A 19,970-nucleotide genomic window follows, 5' to 3' on the forward strand; every position below is an offset into this window, starting at 1 on the left:
AATTGCCCCCTTATAAACTCTGCTCCATATCACAATAGGCACATCTCACTGTTTGCTTCACTTGACCTGACAAAGGTGCTCCACAAAAGCTACACTTGGTTGAAATCTTTTCTGGCTCTGCATCCTTAATCCCAAGCCCTGCTTTAAAAGTGTCAAATGTATCCTTAAATGTTTCTGCCAAAACATCTGCTCCAAACAAGCTACTATCTCCCAAGGTTTCAAAATTACTTGTATCACCTGAAATCAATTTAATAATGTTTCTAGCCCACTTGTCAGTATCCTTAGTATTATTAAATGAAAAGATAGCTTGCCCGCCATTATAATAAATTTCCAACCGTTTCATACCATTGGTTTTGGTTACTGAAACTTGAGGTTTCCCTTCAAAAATTTTAATCTGGTTAATAGGAATGGTAACCTGGTCTTTTTTCCCTCCCCAAAAACTTTTTTTGATATGTATTAAGTGTAGATTCGTTAAAATTAATTCATCTGTAGCCAAACCATTTTTCCCAAAACTCACATGGTCACTATTCATAACCATGTATTCATGTGGCAATAATTGATAATCCATATTGAACTCCACTCTTCCTATTAAAGACTAGCTTTCCACTGCTCCACTTGTTCATGTAGATTATCACGATAATCTTTTAGAGTCTTAATCACTTCTTCTTTTCCTTGAATCGGTGCTTTCTTGAGTGGACCATATTGTTTTTTCAGATCTTCCATCTCTTTTTTAGTGCTATCTTTCAGTTCTTGGATAGCAGCACTATCTTCTAAAACAGTCCCTTTAAAGGCTTCGTCTGCTTCTGTATAGTAATTATCGATTATTTTCTCATTCATAATCAAGTAATCTTCATAGGTTTTTATAGACTCAATTGTCGTATCGCTAACATCTTGTGGGTTAAAATCGCTTGAACTGAGTTTTTCTTTTGCTTTAGCAAACAACCCTTTCTTCTCAGAACTACTAGATGAAGCTTCTGTTTGATTCTCACTAGAAGAGCTACTTGTTTTTTCAGAAAGAGAACTACAAGCAACTAGAGTAGAGACGGAAAGACATAGCAAAGCTAAACGACAAACTTTTTTTACATTATTCATTGATAAAATCTCCTTTTATTTATGAAATCATCATATCATATTTGCTAAAAAAAAAAAAAGCATTTTCTATTTAGCTAACCTTTAAAAATACAGAATTCTAGTTAAAAGAATATTTTTCCATTTCAAATGCCACATATTTTCCTCCACCAAAAAAGAGGGTTGCCCCTCTTCTTAGTTCTTATCCAGATTGCGTAGCATTTCGTCAATCTTGTTTCCATATTCGATGGACTCGTCTTTGACGAAGGTCAAATCTGGGATTTTGTACAATTTCAAATTGCGACCAAGTTCACGTTTAATGGTACCAGTTGCTTTTTCAAGCCCGATTTGAGCTTTTTGATTATCTGAAGCAAGGTTACTCAAAATGGTGTAGTAAACCTTGGCTACAGACAAGTCACCTAGCATCTGAACATCTGTGATGGTCACACCTTGGACACGCGGATCACGGACTTTCTTTTGCAAAATCTCATTGACTTCACGCTTGATTTCCATGCCCACACGATCCGTACGGAAATGATTTGCCATGATATTCCTTTCTCTACTTTGAACCAAAAGCTAGGCCAGCAGACCTAGCTATTTTTAAACTTCTTGATTTTCATTTCAAATTGAAACGAAGTTCAATTTGAAATCATCTGCTTCTTTCGCCGTGGTGAAAGTGATGGAACTGATTTATCAGTCCCATCACAGGGGATTTTTGAGACCCTAGACTCAAAAATAAGCAATGAAACCATCGGTTTACTTGCGTCCCTCACCACCTAAGAAAGGAGCAAAAATCTTATCTCTTGATTTCTTCCATGACATAAGCCTCAATCACATCATCCATCTTGATATCATTGTAGCCATCGATCATCAATCCACCTTCACGGCCGTTAGTTACTTCTTTTACGTCGTCTTTGTAGTGTTTCAAGCTTGCAAGTTCGCCGTCATAGATAACGACACCATCACGGATAACACGGACTTTAGAGTCACGGGTAACCTTACCGTTGATAACCATGAATCCACCGATAGTTCCCACTTTAGATACCTTGAAGGTTTCACGGATAACTGCTTCACCGATAACTTTTTCTTCAAATTCTGGATCAAGCATCCCTTTCATAGCTTCTTCCATCTCTTCGATAACCTTGTAGATAATGCTGTGGAGACGGATTTCCACATCGTCAGCTTCTGCTTGTTGACGAGCTTGTGGTGTAGGGCGTACATTGAAACCAACGATAAAGGCATTTGAAGCTTCGGCAAGGGTCACGTCAGATTCATTGATAGCACCGACCGCTGAGTGAACGATGGTAACTTTGACACCTTCCACGTCGATCTTTTGAAGTGAGGCAGAAAGAGCTTCAACAGAACCTTGTACGTCGGCCTTAATGATGACGTTAACTGACTTGAGTTCACCAGCTTTAAGCGTATCAAAGAGGTTTTCAAGGCTGACACGTTGGGTAGCTTGACGTTGTTTCATAAGGGCACGTTTGGCACGTTCTTCACCTGCTGCACGCGCAGATTTTTCATCCTCGTAAACAGCAAAGTGGTCACCCGCCATTGGAGCTTCATTCAAACCTGTGATTGAGACTGGCGTTGATGGTCCAGCAACCTTAACACGACGACCAAGGTCATTAGTCATAGCACGGACACGACCGAAGGTATTTCCGACAACGATTGGGTCTTGGACATTCAAGGTACCTTGTTGAACAAGAAGGGTTGCGACTGCTCCTTTTCCTTTATCCAAGCGCGCTTCGATAACTGTACCGATCGCACGCACTGTTGGGTCTGCCTTGAGTTCTTGGATTTCAGCCACAAGAAGGACTGTTTCCAACAATTCTTCGATATTTTGATTGAATTTAGCTGAGATTTCAACAAATTCAGAATCTCCACCCCAAGCTGTTGACATAACACCATGCTCTGCCAATTCACCGATAACGCGTTCTGGGTTAGCACCTGGTTTATCAATCTTGTTAATGGCTACGATGATTGGAACGTTGGCCGCTTTTGAGTGGTTAATGGCTTCGATAGTCTGAGGCATAACCCCGTCATCTGCCGCTACGACCAAGATAGTAATATCGGTAACAGATGCACCACGCGCACGCATAGATGTAAAGGCCGCGTGTCCTGGTGTATCAAGGAAGGTAATCTTTTTGCCATTTTCCACGATTTGGTAGGCACCAATATGCTGAGTGATACCACCTGCTTCACCTGTCGCAACACGAGAGTTACGAAGGGTATCTAGGAGTGTTGTTTTACCGTGGTCAACGTGTCCCATGATAGTTACAACTGGTGGACGCTCAACCAATTCATCTTCATTGAGATAACCATCTTCGACAAAGAAACGTTCGATGTCGGCATTATCCACTTCAACCTTTTGTTTGGCTTCGATACCATAATCCACCATGAGGAGTTCAATTGTTTCCCCATCCAAAGATTGGTTTTGTGTGGCCATGACACCCATCATAAAGAGTTTTTTAACGATTTCAGCTGGTTCACGTTTGATACGTTTTGCGATTTCCGCAACAGTCATACCATCTGTATATTCAAATTCTGTTGGCAATTCATGGAATTTACGTTCTGTAATAGGTTTTGGAGCCTGATTACGGTTGTTCTTATTATTGCCTTTTTTGTTCTTTTTGTTGTTATTCCAGTTACTATTCTTTTGATTTCTCACTTGATTTTGACTACTTCGATTCTTTTGTTGTTTTCTAGGACCATCTTCTTCGTGATCATAATCATCACGTTCTTTGTCTGGTCGAGCTTGTTTTTTACGACGTGTATCCACTGGCGCTTCTTTAGCTACAGGAGCTGGTTCAACCACTGCTTGAACTTGTTGCGCTTGTTCAGCTAACTTAGCCACTTCTTCAAAGATTTCCTCTGGCTCCTTGCGTTTATTAGCTTGGGCCAAGGCTTCTTTGGCAGCCTGAGTCTGCTTGAAACGTTCCTCACTTGAACGGGCGTACTCTGCATTTTGCTCTGCTTTTAGGGCTGCTGCACGGGCTTTAAAGTCAACACGTGGAGCCGCTTGACGTGGACGTTTGTCCTCTTGTTGACGGCGCTCATTACCACGATTTTGCTGACCTTGCTGTTTCTTAGCTTGGTCATTAAAGCGACGATTGTCGCGGTTACCTTGACCTTGTTTTCCACCATTACGGCCATCGTTTTTCTGACGGTTGCCGTTTTGTTGTTGGTTACGGTTATTGCCCTTATTTTGCTTGCGTCGTTCTGCCTGCTCTTTGGCACGGGCTTCACGCTCAGCCTTGAAATTACGACTTTGCGGTTTAGCTGCTGCTTTTTCTGTTTTAGGAGCAACTGGCTCAGCTGCTTTTGCCTCTTCCTTGGCCACAGCTGATTTAGCTGGCTCAGATTTCTCGACTTTCTTTTCTGCACTTGCTTTTGGTACTGCAGGTTTTACTTCTGCTTTCGGAGCAGCTACAGGCTTAAAGCTGGCAGCGATTTTTGCAGCGACAGCTTCTTCCACACTTGATGAGTGGCTTTTCACATCCAAGCCCAACTCTTTTGCACGCGCTACAACTTCTTTACTTTCTTTTCCAAGTTCTTTTGCGATTTCGTACAATCTTTTCTTAGACAAATCATGTCCTCCTCTTCTATTCCATAAGAGACCTCATTTTCTTTGTAAATCCAGCATCTGTTACAGCCAAAACCTTTCTCGATTTTCCGACTGCTATGCTTAATTCCAGTGTTGAAAACACGGTTACAATTTCTACTTGATAATATTGACTTTTATCTTGAATCTTCTTGGCTAGATTGGGTCCAGCATCATGGGCTAGAAAGACCATCTTGGCCTTGCCATCTTGAATGGCCTTGACCACCAATTCTTCACCCGATATGATACGCCCTGCTCGCTGAGCAAGTCCCAAGAGATTACTTATCTTTTGCTTATTCAAGTCCTAACTCTCTTCTTTTCACTTTGTGATCCACATAAGCGATCAACTCATCATAAAAGCTTTCTTCTACTTCCATGTCAAAGCTACGGTTAAAGACCTTCTTCTTTTTAGCCTCTATGGCTTCTTTATTGTCTAGCTTGATATAAGCGCCGCGGCCGTTGGCCTTGCCTGTTGGATCGATAAAGACTTGTCCTTCCTTGTTCTTGACAATGCGGAGCAAATCACGCTTATCAATCACTTCGTTAGACACAACAGACTTGCGCAAAGGGATTTTTCTCGTTTTCATCTTTCCCTCCTCTAGCAGCTTTTATTCTTCTACAGTATCGTTTTCTGCTTCCAAATCTACCGAACCAGCTTCTTCCATGGCTTCAAATTCGCTAGCAGACTTGATATCGATACGGTAACCAGTCAAGTGAGCTGCCAAGCGAACGTTTTGTCCACGACGACCGATGGCAAGAGAAAGCTTGTTATCAGGAACAACCACCAAGGCACGTTTGCTGTCGTTTTCATCAAAGATAACTTGATCAACCTCAGCAGGGGCAATGGCATTGTAGATAAATTCAGCTGGATCTGCTACCCACTCGATAACGTCTATGTTTTCTTCGATTGGCACCATACGGTCGCTCTTGGCATCGTAACGTGCTGGGTGGAACTTGCTAGTAATCTTCTTGATATTCGCTCCGCCGCGTCCAACGATTGTACCGATAGCGTCTACGTTTGGATTATGGCTACGAACGGCAACCTTAGTACGGTCACCAGCTTCTCGAGCCACGCTCATGATTTCAACAGTTCCATCATAAACTTCTGGAATTTCTTGCTCCATCAAGCGTTTGATCATTTCTGGATGGCTACGGCTAACAAAGACGTTGACACCGCGAGGGTTGTCTTCAACCTTGTAGACATACACTTCGATACGATCATGAGAAGCAAAAACTTCACCAGGAATTTGGTCTTGTTTTGACAATTGGGCTTCGATGCTACCGAGATTGACATAGATAAAGCGGTTGTCAAAGCGTTCTACTGTACCAGACATGATTTCTTGCTCATGTTCTTTGTAAGTATTGTAAGTGATGGCACGTGTTTGCTTGCGCATTTTTTCCATGATAGTTTGTTTGGCAGATTGAGCTGCTACACGACCAAACTCAGCAGGTGCTTCTTCAAATTTGATCTTATCGCCGAGCTCATAGGCTGAATTAATGGCAAGAGCATCTTTCAAGCTGATTTCCAAACGGCTATCAAATACTTCATCAACAACTTCACGGACAGTATAAACGGTAAAGTCACCTGTTTTTTCGTTGAAGTCAATAGCTACGCTGTCTGATTGACCATAGCGTCTGCGATAAGCGGAACGAAGCGACTCTACTACTGCGTCGATGATATCTTCTTTTTTGATTCCCTTGTCTTCTTCCAAAATGCGGAAGGCCTCTAGCATTTCTTTACTCATGTTTTCTTCACTTTTGAATCTTCAAAAGCTATCCTTTCTTTTTCTATAATTTAACTGCTAAACGTGCTTTTGATACTAAACTGTATGGAATTTGGACGGTTTTCTTACGCGTTTTGTCCATATATTCCATAGTCAACTCGTCCTCTTCGAAGGCCAACAGGGTTCCTTCAAAGACCTTTTGCTTATCGATGGCTTGATAGAGCCCGACATGGATGTATTTCCCAACCGCTCCAGCAACAGCATCCTTGGTTTTTAAAGGACGTTCCAAGCCTGGACTGGTGATTTCTAGGAAATATTGTTCTGGGAAGGGATCTGGCTTGATGGTGTCTAGGACAGGACTGATAACTTCTGTCAAGTCTGCCGTGTCGTTCAAGGTAATTCCTTCAGGTTTATCTACAAAAATACTGAGAATCATGTCACTGCCAATCTTTCCATACTCGATATCCACGAGTTCGAAAGGTGCTTCTATGACAGGTTCTACAACTTCTCTGACTAATTCTACGATTGTTGCGATTGCGTCCACCTCCTCATAAGCAAGAGGCGAAGATATTTCCCCGCCTCACTTTTCATATTCTTGCTATTAGTATAGCACGTTTGCCAACTTATGTAAAGCAAAAGCACTTGTACAGCCTGATTTTAGGCTATTTCTTAAAATTCTGCCTCAACTCGGTAGATAACTTGCCCCTTGTTGGAGAATTTTTGCTCGTATTCTGTCATGACATTGCCTTCAAAATCACTGGCATGTAAATCAAGCCAGACACCATTGAGCTTCATGCCATACTGAGAAAAGCTCACTAGGCTGTACTCAAACAAGCCACGGTTATCCGTCTTGAAATGAATTTCTCCATTTTCAGGCAAGATACGTTTAAAGGTATCCAGGAAGGTCTTGTAGGTCAAACGACGCTTTTCATGGCGTTTTTTAGGCCACGGATCTGAAAAATTCAGATACAAGCGATCAATCTCACCGTCTTCAAAGTAGTCAGTCAAGTCAGAACCATCTACCCACAAGAGCTTGATGTTAGGCACTCCAACTTCAAGCACCTTGTCCAAAGCGTAGCTCAAAACAGACTTTTGAATATCAATCCCGATATAGTTGATGTCAGGATTTTGTTTGGCCATACCTGAAACAAAGGCACCCTTTCCACTTCCAACTTCCACATGAATGGGATTATCATTGCCAAACAAGTCCCGCCATTTCCCCTTTGCTTCTAAGGGATTGAGGACCACATACTGGGGATTTGCCTCTAGTAATTCTGTCGCCCCTTTACGATTTCTAACTCTCATCTTCTCTTTCCATACTTGTCTCGGAAGTGACGCAAGCCATGAATCTCCCGATTGACATTTTCTAAATCTTGGTTCATATAATACTTGGAAATCTGGCTCAAGTAAGACAATTGACCGTACCAATACAATTTATTTAATACCGTTTGATTGTACTTGTAACCGTAGTAGGTCAACCATTCCTTCCACTGATGTTCTGGAATATAATGGCAGAGCATATGGGCCACATCAAACATGCGATCGGTCAAGCGAACCGAATCCCAATCCACCAAATAAATCAAGCCACTGTCTGTCTCAATCCAATTACTATGTCGTACATCTCCATGGACAATGGTCGCATGGTCCTCTCTAAATCCTGGAATAGTCTGACGTAAATCAGCCATCACTTCACTGATAAAATGATTTTTACGCAAAGCATCTGGAGCCGTTTCTTGCCAAGACTGTAGTAAATCTACAGGTGTTTCCATGGCATATCCCAAACGACTCAACTGTGTCATCAACGGACGTGAGCGATGCAGACGGGTTAAGATATTGACGATTTGTTTACGATTCATATCATAGGGGGTCAATATTTTGCCTGTCAACCATTCTTGAGCACACATATCACGCCCATCTGCCAAACGGCGACTCCATAATAATTGTGGAGCAATTTGTTCTCTAGCTAGACCAGGTAGGATTGGAGAGGTGTTCATTTTTACAAAGATGCGCTTCCCATCAGGATAGCTACCCATATAAGCCTTGCCACTTTTCCCAGGTATGGGAGTCAGTGTTAGCTCATTATCACCCAAATCCATTTCTTTCCTCCGTATAAAGTTTCCTTACTATTCTACTAGTTTTTGGCCTATTCGTCAACCGCTCTAACCCGATTCTCAAAGAAAAGCCTCTCAATTGGCTCGGGCTATCATTATAGAAAGAAAAAGGCAAGCACCGTCTTCTGCTTACCTTTTCGTGATTTTTATAAATAATATAAGAGTGGCCAAGCATTGTAAAACATGTGAACTAGAGTAGAAACCCATAGGTTTTGGCTTTTTTTATAAGCAAAGCCCAGCAACAAACCACCAAGTAGATAATAGAAAAATGAAGGCACGTCATAAGGTTCATGCATGAAAGAAAAGAGAGAGGAAGTCAGTACAAGTCCTAGCCAAGAATTGTCAAAAAACGCACCCTGAAGAAGTCCTCTAAACAGGAGTTCCTCATGGATAGGTGCCAAAACCGTGACATTTACAATAAAGGAAAGCGAAAGTCCATTACTCGTTTTCTCAAGGTGTTGAGCCGAAGCACCAGAAGCAACTGAGAAAAAGGCATGATAGCCTATATTTACCAGCACCGTGAGAAGAAAGATTCCAATGAAGAGCAAGAGTTGCTTCTTACTTAAAACCCCGAAAGAAATCATATCAAACCATCTCGCATAGCCAATACTAAGGCAAAGCAAGAGACTCTTTACAACAATGAATGTGTACTGGTGTTGAAAATAATCTCCTTGATTGACGGAATATCCCGCCGCACCAACGATTGCAAATACTAAAAATCCCAAAAACAAGGCATGACACTTATTAAAAATGGCCATAAAACTATCCTCCTCAACAAACAAACTTCCCTACAAGTCATCCTTTAACTCTAGTCTTTCCAAAACAAACCATTTGAGTAACCAAAATCCGACCACATAACCACCCCCTAAGAAGATAGCCATTAAAGCTAGCATGGGATTCAGGAAATTAAAGACCACCGCAGACACAAAGGTTAGCACAAAAACATTAAAGGCAATGGTGTCAGAAGCCAAGACTAGAATATAGGGTGTCAACCAGTCTAAGGTTTTTGAATCTAGGAAAAATAAGTGTTTATACATGGTGATCTCCTCTATGGCTGAAAAGCAAGCCTTTTGGTTTTTTACCCCAAAACCCTATGTAGAAAAGTGAGCAAAAATGGTAAGTTTGCGATGATATTATTAACAATATGAATCGAATAAGAAGGATAGATACTCTTCGTATAACGTGTTAGACAGGCAAATAGACAGCCCACTGCCGTATAGACAAAAATATCTGCGAGACTTGGCAAGCTAGAAAAGTGGGGCAAGGCAAATAAGAATGACGGAAAGAGAAGATCCAGCCCCCACCTCGAATTCTTAAAGAAGGCATGTTGAAGCAATCCCCTACATACCAATTCTTCCATCAGAGGTCCTAGCACGATTAAGGTTAGGTAAACACCAAACTCCGCAAAATTTGTCTCACTATAGGCAATAAACAAATTCCACCCTTCATTGGTTCCCTGAACGTGTTTAGCTGTCAGATAGTTAAAGCAGATAAGCACAACAGCGGCTAACACCGTCAGAACAGAATAGCTCAACCACCTTTTTCTAGGGATACGAAAGAGATAAGCATGGCCCGACCTGACCAAAATCCAAACCATCAAGCCGATAAAGAGAAGGCTGATGATGTTTCGAATCCAGATAATATTTCCTACCCAAGACGAGAACTCCCAATAATTGCTCCAAAATTGGGTCGTCCAAGACAGTCCGAAAAACAAAAATAAATAAGAAAGAATTGCACTCGCTTTGAAAAAAATAGGATGTTTTTTCATAGCTTTCTCCATTACAATTAAATGATAGCTAATCATTTTCTAAAATTTGATAACTTTTGTGAAATGTTTTAGCAGAAACAACTCTATGATTGGTGATATCTATATAATCACCTGGATAACCAAGAACATACATCCCATAACCAGCAAATCCTCCTCCAACTGTTCCAACTAGACCAAACTTGATATTCGTTGCGAGAGAAGTGTTAAGACCTGCCATTAGAATGCGCACATGATTATCCAACCAAACCATATAATTTTTTTGAAAAGCTTCCTCTACCCAACTTGGTTTAGGAGTTGCTTGACCAATTTCCCAAACATCAACAATTTGATTCCCATATTTTGCCTTCATAGCTTCAATCCTTTTTAAATACCATTACATGAGTTGGGAGTTCCCCCTATACCATAAGGACCACATGGTTTTGAAAGATGTATAATAGGCCACTTACCATTTAATTGGTCCAAAGTTGGGTTGTCCAAAACAATCCAAAAAACAAAAATAAATAAGAAAGAATGGCACTCGTTTTGAAAAGAATAGGGTGTTTTTTCATATAACTCCTCCCTACTATGACCTACCCTTGCCAGGCTCTACTACTGCAAGATTAAGAAGACAGTTTGTTCTTTTTAAGACTAACCCGACTACTAGATAATAGATATACTAAAGCATTAAAGACAATGAAAATATGTCCATAGAATAAAATCAACCTCGCATCCAAACCAAGATAAAGTTTAATCATCAAAAAGATAAGCAAAAGAATTTGAAACCATATCGTTTTCCTAAAAATAAATTTAAAACGGTTTTGAATGTCTGCCTCCTTGATTTGGACCGCAAACCCTTTATTGGTAAGAAGAAAAACTCCTGCTTCAAACAAGCCACTGTAAAGAACAAGCCACCCAATCGATTCATTAGAGATTTGTAAGAATGTCCCTAAAAGAATATTCAAAATACTACTCAAGAAAATAACAAGAAATAATCTATATTTCATTTTAAATACCTCCATTCACTTATTTCACGGACAGTTTAATAGAGCCTTCTAATCAAAGATTCTGTCAGAAAAAGAAGGCAAGCTACTTTTTATAATACTTCAAGCCCCATATGAGCAGAAGCATGATAACCAAGCAGAGAATGGCACCGATATAAGCGATTAGTTGTTGATAGAATTCTCCTGCTGTGACACCTCTATACAAACAAATAATAGACATAAAACCTGTCAAGCCGATGAACATGAGTTGATTGGTTCTAGGACTAACCAAATCATCATCTTCAAACTTTCTTATCCTCATTTCTCTAGTGAGGTAAACAGTGACCAAAATAGAAGCCAAGTTAATAACCACTAAAAGAAATTGGAAAACCAAGGAAAAATTTAAAAACTGACGAGATAGAAATAAATAAGTAGAGACAAGCAAAGGCAACTGACCTAGGAACAATCTTGCAAGAAAGATGTTCCGTTTTTTAGCAAGAAAAGTTTTCATTTCTTTTCTCCTTTCTTTTTCATGATAGCAAAATAAATCATAGCTGCAATCACATAGGCTATGGTATAAAATAGATGATACCAAATACTCTCCCTAAGCGGATAAAGAAGGATAGACATGATCAGATATAGAACGAAAATAATCAGTATTTTTTTCTTCATAAAATTTCCTCCTAAATGTATGCTTTATCTTAGTTTAGCCACACCCTTTACACTGCCAGTATAGCACTCATTTTTACCTTGAATCACCCAAATCATAAATGGTCATCAAAACATCTTGAATTGTAAAAAAATTTAAAAAGCAAGCATGAAAACATACTTGCCCTAAGGGAATTTAACAACGTAAAGACCTAAAATCGAAAACGATTCACCCTTACTTCCGTCTGTTCTCATATATCCTCATGATCGCAACAAGGATACAGGCTGTCCCACCTGCCAAAACCAGGAGGGTAATGATAATGTTGAGAATTTCAGGCGTCCTCTCTATTCTGTTGACAAGACGGACTAAGGACAATACTGTCAATAAGAGTAAAGCTACTGACCCTGTCCGAATTAAAGAAGTCATTCGGTTCTCAACCGCATATAAGAATGATGGTAACATAACACAGGCTATAGCAATCACAAACAGGTTGCTCCCCGTTTCTTCTCCCTTGTTCACCACGGAAATCATGAGAAGATTCGATGCTATAATCAACGTAGAACAGATGATAAAAAAGGATTTCTTATTCATATAGGATACCTCATATACTATGGCATTTTAATTGATGACTGCAAGCAGTACTTCTTTCCACAAATCTTCTAATCATCAACCGACATCGAGTGAACTGTTAAAACCTGACGAAAGACTTGATTTTGACAGGTGGTATTCAGACTGGTATTAGGATGGTTTTCCACAATTTTCATGACGGTATAGAGACCAACTCCTCTCTCCTCCCCTTTAGAACTTGCTCCAAAGGAGAAAATCTCAGAAATGTCTATACCCTCTTCTTTAATGGAATTTTCGATGATAAAGGTCTCTTGTTCTCCATTTTTTAAAAAGGCGATTGAAACATGAGGTTGACTGGCCTCTGCACTGGCTTCAATAGCATTGTCACAAAGGATAGACACAATGGTTAGAAAATCAAGCAGGCTCATCCCCTCGACCTGAATCTCCTCAGGAACTTCGACATTAAAGATAATCTTCTTATCTCTAGCTTTTAGAAATTTCCCTGCTAGAAGACTTTTGAGGGCTTTATCACGAATATTTACCAATCGACCAAGGTCATATTTATTGTCCTGCAATTTCTCACTGGAATCCTTTAAGACCGAGTCGTAGACCTCTTTTATCTGCTCCATGTCCTCCTCTTCAATGCCCAGACGTAAGCTGGTTAAGAGGTTAGTGTAGTCATGGCGAAAGCTCCGGACTTCCTTGTAAAGTTCCTCTATATGCCGACTATAGCGTTCCATATCTCTGTAGCGCAAGGTCTGCTCTTGGTCCAATCTCTCATGGAGTTTGTCCTTCAAATAGGTATCCAGTTTCTTGATAATCCCCATAAAAAAGAGAAAGTAAAACACCAGAATCAGATGGCGAACAGTCTTTGATTGAATACCTTGTTCATATTCAAAGAAAGACAGACTTTGCATCACCAAATAGTAGGCTCCCATTATCCAGTTAATCTTAGTCAGGGACTTTTGAAAAGTTTTATCTAGAATCTCCCTTCTCAAGTTAGTGAAATCATAGTCCAACCATTTCAAAAAGACTAGGGAAATGAAGAAATTGAAAATTATTATACATAACCAAGCAAATGAGTAGTCATCATATACTTGCCCTTGTCCCAAAAATGGAAGCACAAAATAGGAAACACCTCTATGAAAGAGATTCACTAATATCATTGGAAAGAGACCATAAAAGAGAAGGAGTTTTTTAGGAAGTCCTCTTAACAATAAGAAAGATAAGCCTATGCCGTACAAGGGTTCCATAAAATAAAATAGGTAATTATATCCTACCATATATTCAATCATTAAAAAAACAAAGGCCAACAGTATCTTAAAAAGAAAAGCCTTAAAAATCCTCTCAAAAGTGATACCAATTCCATCCACCTTAAAGAAAATGACAATTTCTAGCCCATGAGTAACAAGTGTATACAACAATATCCAAGCAATATTCATAAACTCTCCTAGCTCAGTGTAAGTTATTAATAGCTTCAGACACTTCTCTGACCTTATAACGCGCAATCATACAGCTTCCGCCATTAGGAAAGAAAAGGAGTTTTTCTTTCTTATCCAAACGAACCACATTGGCAGGATTGATGAGAAAAGAACGATGACACTGCAAGAGACGAGGTTCCTGCTTGAAAACCTCCTCTAAACTCGCTGTAAATTCCAACCTGTCTGTCTTGGTATAGAGAATAACACGATGGGCTCTGGGCGACGTTTCGAGATAGTAAACTTCTTTAAAAGGATACTGGAATTGGGCAAATTTTGATTTAAAGTAAAAGCAATCTTCCGCCAGACTTTTACTATCTTGACTATTGGCATAGAGGAGGGCTGTCTCGATCCGAGATTCAAACTCCTCTGCCGACAAGGCCTTATCAATGTAGTCCAAAGCTGACACTTGATAGCGAAAGGACAGGGGCATAAACTCCGAGTGAGTCGTCACAAAGACAATCAGGGCATAAGGATCCCGATCCCGAATCTTTCTAGCCACTTCCAGACCCTTCATCTCCTCATTTCGAATCTCAATGTCCAAAAAGAATAGCTGATGAGCTCCCTTCTCATGCACCTCTGCCAGCAGTTGATCTGGCTTACCAAAGACCGCAAAAGAGCTGAGAGTGATATGATGTTCCTTCAAAAGTTTCTCAATCGTCGTTTCAATCCTAGTCTGTTGGGAAAAATCATCTTCTAAAACAAATATTCTCATCTTCTTACTCTCCTTGTTTCAATTTCTTCCTAAAAAGAGAATAGCAAAAATACTATGATACAAGCCCACCAAATCCTAAACAGGCCTTCAACGCTCCTGAAAGGTAGCTTGTTCCTCAAATAAGCATGATAATCTTACCACTATTTTATCATAAAATCTTAATAGTACCATTCAGGAAATTTCAAGGGCAATTAAAGATTTTTTGGTGAAAAAGGAGATAAAAGTGATAGACTGACAGTATCAAAATACAGTTGTTAGAACCAAGACTGGCACCCAAATTAAAGGAGGAATTTTCATGACAGATACAGACCCTATCAAAAGAGCTCAGACTTTGATTACTGACTTAAACAAAGCCTACCAAGCATGCAAACAGGCAAGCGCTGACGATGTCCGCTTTCAGGAGCAATTAAACTCTATTCTTGGTTTTCTAGCCAGGGCTGAGACTGTGGATAATCGAGTCTTGATTGAACTGGAAAAATTTTACCAGACTTCCAGTCTTCTCATGGGACTCAGCGCTCTTGATCCAGATGCCCCTACTCGCGCCGCTTGGCGGGCCTATGACCGCTTCCACTTTGACCAAGTCAAGACCAAGTTGAGTCTCTACGGACCAACCATTATCCTGTAGAAAATAAAAGAAGCTGAGACAAACTGAACTCAACTTCTTTTTTAATATCATATAAGCAATGTTAGTCCTGCATCTGACGTTTTACCTGATAAGGTAGGTACAAGACTTGTAAAACCAAACCTGTACCCAGCAAGGCTAGAAGGGGCAGTTTTTCTTGGAAGATAATCAACCCAACAACTAATTCCACAAGTAAAACAAAACTGGTCAATCCTCGGACTACAGCCTGTAAGCCTTTTTCTTTTTGCCCCTTGTCCAGCGGAAAGAGTTGAGTCAAATACTGGTAGTCAAAGGCGTGATAGAGAGCCAGCAACTGGAAGAGCAAGAGATAGTTAAAGAGAACCACCACTGCTGTCGCAATCCAAGCTTGCTCGATAAAAATCTGCGCCAGCAAAGAAAGCAAGAGCAGACGGAGACTGAGGGCAAAGAGGTCTCCATTTCGCAGATAAGAACGCAGATAGAGATTTTGCCAAATCTTCCCAGGCACCTTCTGAACAGCCTTTAGGATAAAGTCCAGATAGGCACGACGCTTGACGCTGTTTGAAATTCCCTTGACCTGCGTAAAGAGGGCAAAGAAACGAAGCAAGACTTGCTTGCGCTTGCTTTCTTGGGAAATGACATAGTCCCAATCCAGTCCAGTTTCCGTGAAAAATTTGCTGGCCTTTTGACGAAAGAGGAAATATTTTCCTACCCCCAATAAAAGCACATAGACCAGAAAAACTGGCAAGCCATAACCCATGGCTAAAAATAAAGGCGCAAATAACAGCAAGAAAAGGGTCTGCACAAAGAGCCAAAAGACTAGGGAAATGCCAGTTTGACGCTTGAGATGGAGTTTGATTTCCTCTTCTCCGACCAAGAGAAAGAGCTTGTCTGGAGCCTCCATATAGGTGGCAATTCCTCCCCAAAGCAACAGTAAAACAGACGTAATTCCTACAAACAAAAGGATAGGCCAATGATTTTCAGGAAAATCTTGCAAGAGTTGACTGTACTGGTAGGCTAGAAAGCCCAGCAAGACAAGCAGGAACAAGACAAAGTGGTCATTAAGCACATAGCGCAGATAACCAAGACACTCCTTACGAAAAGCCTGCTTTCTCTTTAAAAACAAGTTTTTCATAGCTCCTCCTCTTTGGTCAGAGCCAAGTAAATATCATTCAAACTAGCCTCAGGCATATCAAAGGCTTCGCGCAGTTGCAGGAGATTTCCCTTGGCACGCACCTCTCCCTTGTGAAGAATGATAAAGGCATCACACATCTTCTCCGCCGAATCCAGCACGTGGGTACTCATGAGAATAGACTTGCCTTTTTGCTTTTCCACTTCCAAAAGCTGAATCAAGTCTGCAATAGCCAGCGGATCCAGACCAAGGAAAGGCTCATCCACGATAAAAAGACTCGGATCCACCACAAAAGCACAGATAATCATGACCTTCTGCTTCATCCCTTTTGAAAAATGAACAGGAAACCAGTCTAATTTCTGGTCAAGACGAAACATTTTTAACAAAGGTTCTACTCGTTCAAAAGCTAATTTCTGCTCAATACCATAAGCCATGGCAACCGTTTCGATATGCTCTCTGAGGGTCAATTCCTCATACAAGCTAGGTGTCTCGGGAATGTAGCCAATTTGCTTGCGATAGTTCGTTACATCTTCTTGCAGGGTCAAGCCATTGATATTGATGGAACCACTATAAGGTGTCAACAGACCAATAATCTCATTGATTGTCGTTGATTTCCCAGCACCATTGAGACCAATCAAACCGACCAGCTGCCCACTTTCAACAGTAAAGGACACATCTTTCAAAACAGGAACATGAACATAGCCACCTGTCAGGTTTTTTATTTCTAACATATTTTCTCCAAATCTGGTATAATGTAGCTATATTATATCAAAATTCAATACAGTAGAGGTAGATTTTATGTCAGATTGCATTTTTTGTAAAATCATCGCAGGGGAAATTCCTGCTTCAAAAGTATATGAAGATGAGCAGGTTCTTGCCTTTCTTGATATCTCTCAAGTGACACCAGGACACACCTTGGTCGTGCCAAAGGAACACTATCGCAATCTTTTGGAAATGGACGCTACTAGCGCCAACCAACTCTTTGCCCAAGTGCCAAAAGTTGCTCAAAAAGTCATGAAAGCTACCAAGGCCGCTGGTATGAATATCATTGCCAACTGTGAAGAAATCGCAGGGCAAACCGTCTTCCATACCCACGTTCACCTCGTGCCTCGCTACAGTGCGGACGATGACCTCAAGATTGATTTTATCGCCCACGAACCAGACTTTGAAAAACTTGCTCAAGTCGCTGAAACCATCAAAAATGCCTAAGGAGTTGCCATGAAATTATCCAACCTACTGCTATTTGCAGGAGCTGCAGCCGGAAGTTATCTGGTCACAAAAAATCGTCAAACCATCACAGATGAAGTCTTGAATACCACTGACCGCGTTCAAGCTATCAAGGACGATGTGGATATTATCCAAAACAGCCTACAAATCATCGACCAACAAAAAGAACTCATCAAGGAATATCAAGAAGACCTGACTTACAAGTTTAAGGTCTTGGAAAAAGATATCCAGACTAGACTAGCTGTGATAAAAGAAACACAGGAAATCGAAGATAAGTAAAAGAGCCATGAACTTTCCTTAAATCTATTTTAGGTTGTCAGGGTCAAACAAAAAAGAGGAATGAAAATGAAACAGTTTTTTAAAATTCTGGCACAGATCATCCTAATCCCTTGTGGTTGCCTTAGCCTTCTTGCGGTCCTAGCATTTCTAGTACTGTTTTTTGCCTTCAGAGCCTCACCGATTGACATTCACAAGGGAAATAACACCCTCAAACAAATCTTTACCTCCCTTGACATGCCTCCTAAGAAAGTAAAATCAAATGGAAGATATAAATACGAGGGTGGGGGCTTAAATTTTTATGTTACTTTCTCAGATGAGGTCATCAATAGCCATCCCGTCTTAAAAGAAAGTCCAAATCTCACCAAAAACCAACTCGAAGTCTATGTCCTACAGACTGGAGATATCTCCTACTATAAAGTAGGGGATAACTTGTTCAATCATGGTTTATTGCAATTTTTAAAGAAGGAAAGTAGGAATTATTTACAAGAAATCGGAAAGAAACCAAATCCTGATTACTCAGTTCTATATTGGAAGGATCAGGAAAGTCTAAAAAAGGGAATTGCATTCTATGAAAAAGCCTTGACTTTAGTGGATATTCAGGATAACTCTGCAATCAACCATATTGATACCGTTACCATTAAGCCTGGTAAAGAAGCGGAAATCAAGCAACTCATCCAAGATATGGATGCAGCTGGCTTGCTCAAGCAAAGATCTGATAGAAAATCAGCCGATGAGTGATTGTTCCAATGCTAACATTACAAAGAATAAAGTAAAAAGAGCCCAACGGCTCTTTTTGTGTTATTCTCCTTCAAAGGCATCTTTAATATGGTCAAAGAAGCCCTTTTTCTTTGGATTGACTTTTAAATCACCTGCAGCTGCGAATTCTTTCAAGGCTGCTTTTTGGCGGTCATTCAAGCCTGTCGGTGTTACAACATTGACGGTAACGTATTGGTCACCAACTGCACCGCCACGAAGGCTCGGTGCTCCCTTGCCACGTAGACGGAATTTCTTACCAGTCTGAGTACCCTCTGGAATAACCAATTCAACATCACCGTGAACAGTTGGAATATCTACTGTATCACCAAGAGCTGCTTGGACAAAGTTGAGGTTCAGATTATAGAAAATAGTGGTTCCTTCACGTTCAAACTTATCGCTGGCTTCCACAGAAACCACTACATACAAGTCACCATAAGGTCCACCGTTAAATCCTGCTTCACCTTGACCAGCTAGGCGAATTTGTTGACCTGTTTCTACACCAGCAGGGATTTTCACATGTACGCTATGGGCTTGTTTTTCATGACCTGTTCCGTGACAGGTTGTACATGGATCTTTGATTTCTTTTCCGCGACCGTGACAGACATCACAGGTTACTTGACGACGCATCATACCAAGAGGAGTCTGCGTATCGACGTTAATGACACCAGCGCCATGACAGCGTCCACAAGTGACTGGGCTTGTTCCTGGCTTAGCACCAGAGCCATTACATGTACGACAGCTTGCTTCACGGTTGTATTTAACTTCTTTTTCAGCTCCAAAAATAGCTTCTTCAAAGGTCAAGTTAACACGATACTGGAGGTCATCCCCTTGGCGAGGAGCATTTGGATTACGTGAAGCACCGCCTCCGCCGAAGAAACTTGAGAAAATGTCCTCAAAACCACCGAAGCCTCCTGCCCCGTTGAAACCGCCAGCTCCACCACCGAAACCACCAAAGCCACCGTTGGCTCCAGCCGCACCATATTGGTCGTAGGCTGCACGTTTTTGGTCGTCACTCAAAGTCTCATAAGCTTCTTGAACTTCCTTGTACTTGTCCTCAGCACCAGGCTCCTTGTTGATATCTGGGTGGTATTTTTTCGAAAGCTTACGATAAGCCTTTTTGATCTCGTCTGCCGAAGCGTTTTTGGACACCCCCAGACGATCATAAAATTCAGTATTGTTCATACAAGATACCAAGACCGTAAAATTCGACTGAAAAATAGGAAATCTGACGCTGGAGCGATGCTCCTAGGCAGATTTATCTTTTTTCCGAGAATTTAGGTCGGGTTCAATTCCTTTCTTTTATATTGAGTAATAAATTTGGGAACCCGTGTT

General features: G+C 40.8%; 27 protein-coding genes and 1 pseudogene. 4 read left to right on the forward strand and 24 right to left on the reverse strand.

Features of this window, described 5'->3' with window-relative positions:
- Nucleotides 1-10: 10 nt before the first annotated feature.
- The 21 genes and pseudogenes from FJN11_RS08375 to FJN11_RS08480 all read right to left on the reverse strand — a co-directional run bounded on the left by FJN11_RS08375 (nt 11) and on the right by FJN11_RS08480 (nt 14,643).
- Nucleotides 11-568: a C1 domain-containing protein gene (locus tag FJN11_RS08375; RefSeq protein WP_053090677.1), complete on the reverse strand. Its 558-nt coding sequence runs from the start codon at nt 566-568 to the stop codon at nt 11-13.
- A gap of 20 nt (nt 569-588) precedes the next feature.
- The gene (locus tag FJN11_RS08380) at nt 589-1,092 is read right to left on the reverse strand and encodes a hypothetical protein (protein WP_001067003.1); all 504 of its coding nucleotides are present in this window, start codon (nt 1,090-1,092) and stop codon (nt 589-591) included.
- A gap of 171 nt (nt 1,093-1,263) precedes the next feature.
- Nucleotides 1,264-1,614 carry a 30S ribosome-binding factor RbfA gene (gene rbfA / locus FJN11_RS08385; protein WP_001273601.1) on the reverse strand — a complete coding sequence of 117 codons (351 nt, stop codon included), beginning with the start codon at nt 1,612-1,614 and terminating at the stop codon, nt 1,264-1,266.
- Nucleotides 1,615-1,864: 250 nt separating this feature from the next.
- Nucleotides 1,865-4,657 (reverse strand): translation initiation factor IF-2, encoded by a 2,793-nt coding sequence (infB, locus tag FJN11_RS08390; RefSeq protein WP_140224442.1) that lies wholly within the window; start codon nt 4,655-4,657, stop codon nt 1,865-1,867.
- Between the two features lie 16 nt (nt 4,658-4,673).
- On the reverse strand, nt 4,674-4,973 hold the full coding sequence (locus tag FJN11_RS08395) for a YlxQ-related RNA-binding protein (protein WP_140224443.1): 300 nt from the start codon (nt 4,971-4,973) through the stop codon (nt 4,674-4,676).
- A complete protein-coding gene (gene rnpM / locus FJN11_RS08400) occupies nt 4,966-5,259 on the reverse strand; it encodes an RNase P modulator RnpM (RefSeq protein ID WP_023947158.1) in 294 nt (97 codons plus the stop codon). Before rnpM ends, FJN11_RS08395 begins: the two co-directional genes overlap by 8 nt.
- A gap of 21 nt (nt 5,260-5,280) precedes the next feature.
- Nucleotides 5,281-6,417 carry a transcription termination factor NusA gene (gene nusA, locus FJN11_RS08405; RefSeq protein ID WP_000032285.1) on the reverse strand — a complete coding sequence of 379 codons (1,137 nt, stop codon included), beginning with the start codon at nt 6,415-6,417 and terminating at the stop codon, nt 5,281-5,283.
- A 43-nt stretch (nt 6,418-6,460) separates the two neighbouring features.
- Nucleotides 6,461-6,940 carry a ribosome maturation factor RimP gene (gene rimP / locus FJN11_RS08410; protein WP_078352895.1) on the reverse strand — a complete coding sequence of 160 codons (480 nt, stop codon included), beginning with the start codon at nt 6,938-6,940 and terminating at the stop codon, nt 6,461-6,463.
- Between the two features lie 125 nt (nt 6,941-7,065).
- Nucleotides 7,066-7,701 carry a tRNA (guanosine(46)-N7)-methyltransferase TrmB gene (gene trmB, locus FJN11_RS08415; RefSeq protein WP_001266094.1) on the reverse strand — a complete coding sequence of 212 codons (636 nt, stop codon included), beginning with the start codon at nt 7,699-7,701 and terminating at the stop codon, nt 7,066-7,068.
- Nucleotides 7,698-8,492, reverse strand: a complete 795-nt coding sequence (ccrZ, locus tag FJN11_RS08420) for a cell cycle regulator CcrZ (protein ID WP_000362999.1) — start codon at nt 8,490-8,492, stop codon at nt 7,698-7,700. The genes trmB and ccrZ overlap by 4 nt, the downstream gene beginning before the upstream one ends.
- Nucleotides 8,493-8,653: 161 nt before the next feature.
- The gene (locus FJN11_RS08425; RefSeq protein ID WP_140224444.1) at nt 8,654-9,265 is read right to left on the reverse strand and encodes a CPBP family intramembrane glutamic endopeptidase; all 612 of its coding nucleotides are present in this window, start codon (nt 9,263-9,265) and stop codon (nt 8,654-8,656) included.
- Nucleotides 9,266-9,295: 30 nt separating this feature from the next.
- Nucleotides 9,296-9,544 (reverse strand): immunity protein BlpZ, encoded by a 249-nt coding sequence (gene blpZ / locus FJN11_RS08430; RefSeq protein ID WP_140224445.1) that lies wholly within the window; start codon nt 9,542-9,544, stop codon nt 9,296-9,298.
- A 41-nt stretch (nt 9,545-9,585) separates the two neighbouring features.
- Entirely contained in the window at nt 9,586-10,275 is a 690-nt protein-coding gene (locus FJN11_RS08435) for a CPBP family intramembrane glutamic endopeptidase (RefSeq protein WP_140224446.1), read from the reverse strand.
- A gap of 28 nt (nt 10,276-10,303) precedes the next feature.
- The gene (locus FJN11_RS08440; protein WP_000645118.1) at nt 10,304-10,624 is read right to left on the reverse strand and encodes a hypothetical protein; all 321 of its coding nucleotides are present in this window, start codon (nt 10,622-10,624) and stop codon (nt 10,304-10,306) included.
- A gap of 14 nt (nt 10,625-10,638) precedes the next feature.
- Nucleotides 10,639-10,746, reverse strand: a pseudogene (locus tag FJN11_RS10865) (ComC/BlpC family peptide pheromone/bacteriocin); the annotation flags it as partial.
- A 128-nt stretch (nt 10,747-10,874) separates the two neighbouring features.
- Entirely contained in the window at nt 10,875-11,258 is a 384-nt protein-coding gene (locus tag FJN11_RS08455) for an immunity protein (RefSeq protein ID WP_181146409.1), read from the reverse strand.
- Between the two features lie 82 nt (nt 11,259-11,340).
- Nucleotides 11,341-11,745, reverse strand: a complete 405-nt coding sequence (locus FJN11_RS08460) for an immunity protein (RefSeq protein WP_140224448.1) — start codon at nt 11,743-11,745, stop codon at nt 11,341-11,343.
- On the reverse strand, nt 11,742-11,906 hold the full coding sequence (locus FJN11_RS08465) for a hypothetical protein (RefSeq protein ID WP_084927027.1): 165 nt from the start codon (nt 11,904-11,906) through the stop codon (nt 11,742-11,744). Before FJN11_RS08465 ends, FJN11_RS08460 begins: the two co-directional genes overlap by 4 nt.
- 211 nt (nt 11,907-12,117) lie before the next feature.
- The gene (locus FJN11_RS11030) at nt 12,118-12,309 is read right to left on the reverse strand and encodes a hypothetical protein (protein ID WP_425471104.1); all 192 of its coding nucleotides are present in this window, start codon (nt 12,307-12,309) and stop codon (nt 12,118-12,120) included.
- A gap of 233 nt (nt 12,310-12,542) precedes the next feature.
- The gene (locus tag FJN11_RS08475) at nt 12,543-13,892 is read right to left on the reverse strand and encodes a sensor histidine kinase (protein WP_140224450.1); all 1,350 of its coding nucleotides are present in this window, start codon (nt 13,890-13,892) and stop codon (nt 12,543-12,545) included.
- 13 nt (nt 13,893-13,905) lie between these two features.
- Nucleotides 13,906-14,643, reverse strand: a complete 738-nt coding sequence (locus FJN11_RS08480) for a response regulator transcription factor (protein ID WP_140224451.1) — start codon at nt 14,641-14,643, stop codon at nt 13,906-13,908.
- Between the two features lie 295 nt (nt 14,644-14,938).
- On the opposite strand from FJN11_RS08480, the gene FJN11_RS08485 reads away from it, so the two are divergent.
- On the forward strand, nt 14,939-15,268 hold the full coding sequence (locus FJN11_RS08485; RefSeq protein ID WP_140224452.1) for a helicase BlpT: 330 nt from the start codon (nt 14,939-14,941) through the stop codon (nt 15,266-15,268).
- Nucleotides 15,269-15,329: 61 nt separating this feature from the next.
- Here FJN11_RS08485 and FJN11_RS08490 read toward each other — a convergent pair whose 3' ends face one another.
- On the reverse strand, nt 15,330-16,379 hold the full coding sequence (locus FJN11_RS08490; protein WP_140224453.1) for an ABC transporter permease: 1,050 nt from the start codon (nt 16,377-16,379) through the stop codon (nt 15,330-15,332).
- The gene (locus tag FJN11_RS08495) at nt 16,376-17,107 is read right to left on the reverse strand and encodes an ABC transporter ATP-binding protein (protein WP_140224454.1); all 732 of its coding nucleotides are present in this window, start codon (nt 17,105-17,107) and stop codon (nt 16,376-16,378) included. Before FJN11_RS08495 ends, FJN11_RS08490 begins: the two co-directional genes overlap by 4 nt.
- Before the next feature lie 67 nt (nt 17,108-17,174).
- Between FJN11_RS08495 and FJN11_RS08500 the strand changes: the two genes are divergently transcribed.
- Genes FJN11_RS08500 through FJN11_RS08510 form a run of 3 tightly spaced genes read left to right on the forward strand, consistent with a single transcriptional unit; the run spans nt 17,175 to nt 18,620 of the window.
- Complete coding sequence (locus FJN11_RS08500) at nt 17,175-17,585, forward strand: HIT family protein (protein ID WP_140224455.1); 411 nt, start codon at nt 17,175-17,177, stop codon at nt 17,583-17,585.
- A gap of 9 nt (nt 17,586-17,594) precedes the next feature.
- A complete protein-coding gene (locus tag FJN11_RS08505) occupies nt 17,595-17,882 on the forward strand; it encodes a hypothetical protein (protein WP_000777754.1) in 288 nt (95 codons plus the stop codon).
- Between the two features lie 60 nt (nt 17,883-17,942).
- On the forward strand, nt 17,943-18,620 hold the full coding sequence (locus FJN11_RS08510) for a hypothetical protein (protein WP_125852213.1): 678 nt from the start codon (nt 17,943-17,945) through the stop codon (nt 18,618-18,620).
- A gap of 60 nt (nt 18,621-18,680) precedes the next feature.
- Here the strand turns inward: FJN11_RS08510 and dnaJ are convergent, their stop codons facing one another.
- Complete coding sequence (gene dnaJ / locus FJN11_RS08515; protein ID WP_049551711.1) at nt 18,681-19,820, reverse strand: molecular chaperone DnaJ; 1,140 nt, start codon at nt 19,818-19,820, stop codon at nt 18,681-18,683.
- Between the last annotated feature and the right edge of the window lie 150 nt (nt 19,821-19,970).

This window comes from Streptococcus symci (assembly GCF_006385165.1).
GTDB classification, from domain to species: Bacteria; Bacillota; Bacilli; order Lactobacillales; family Streptococcaceae; genus Streptococcus; species Streptococcus symci.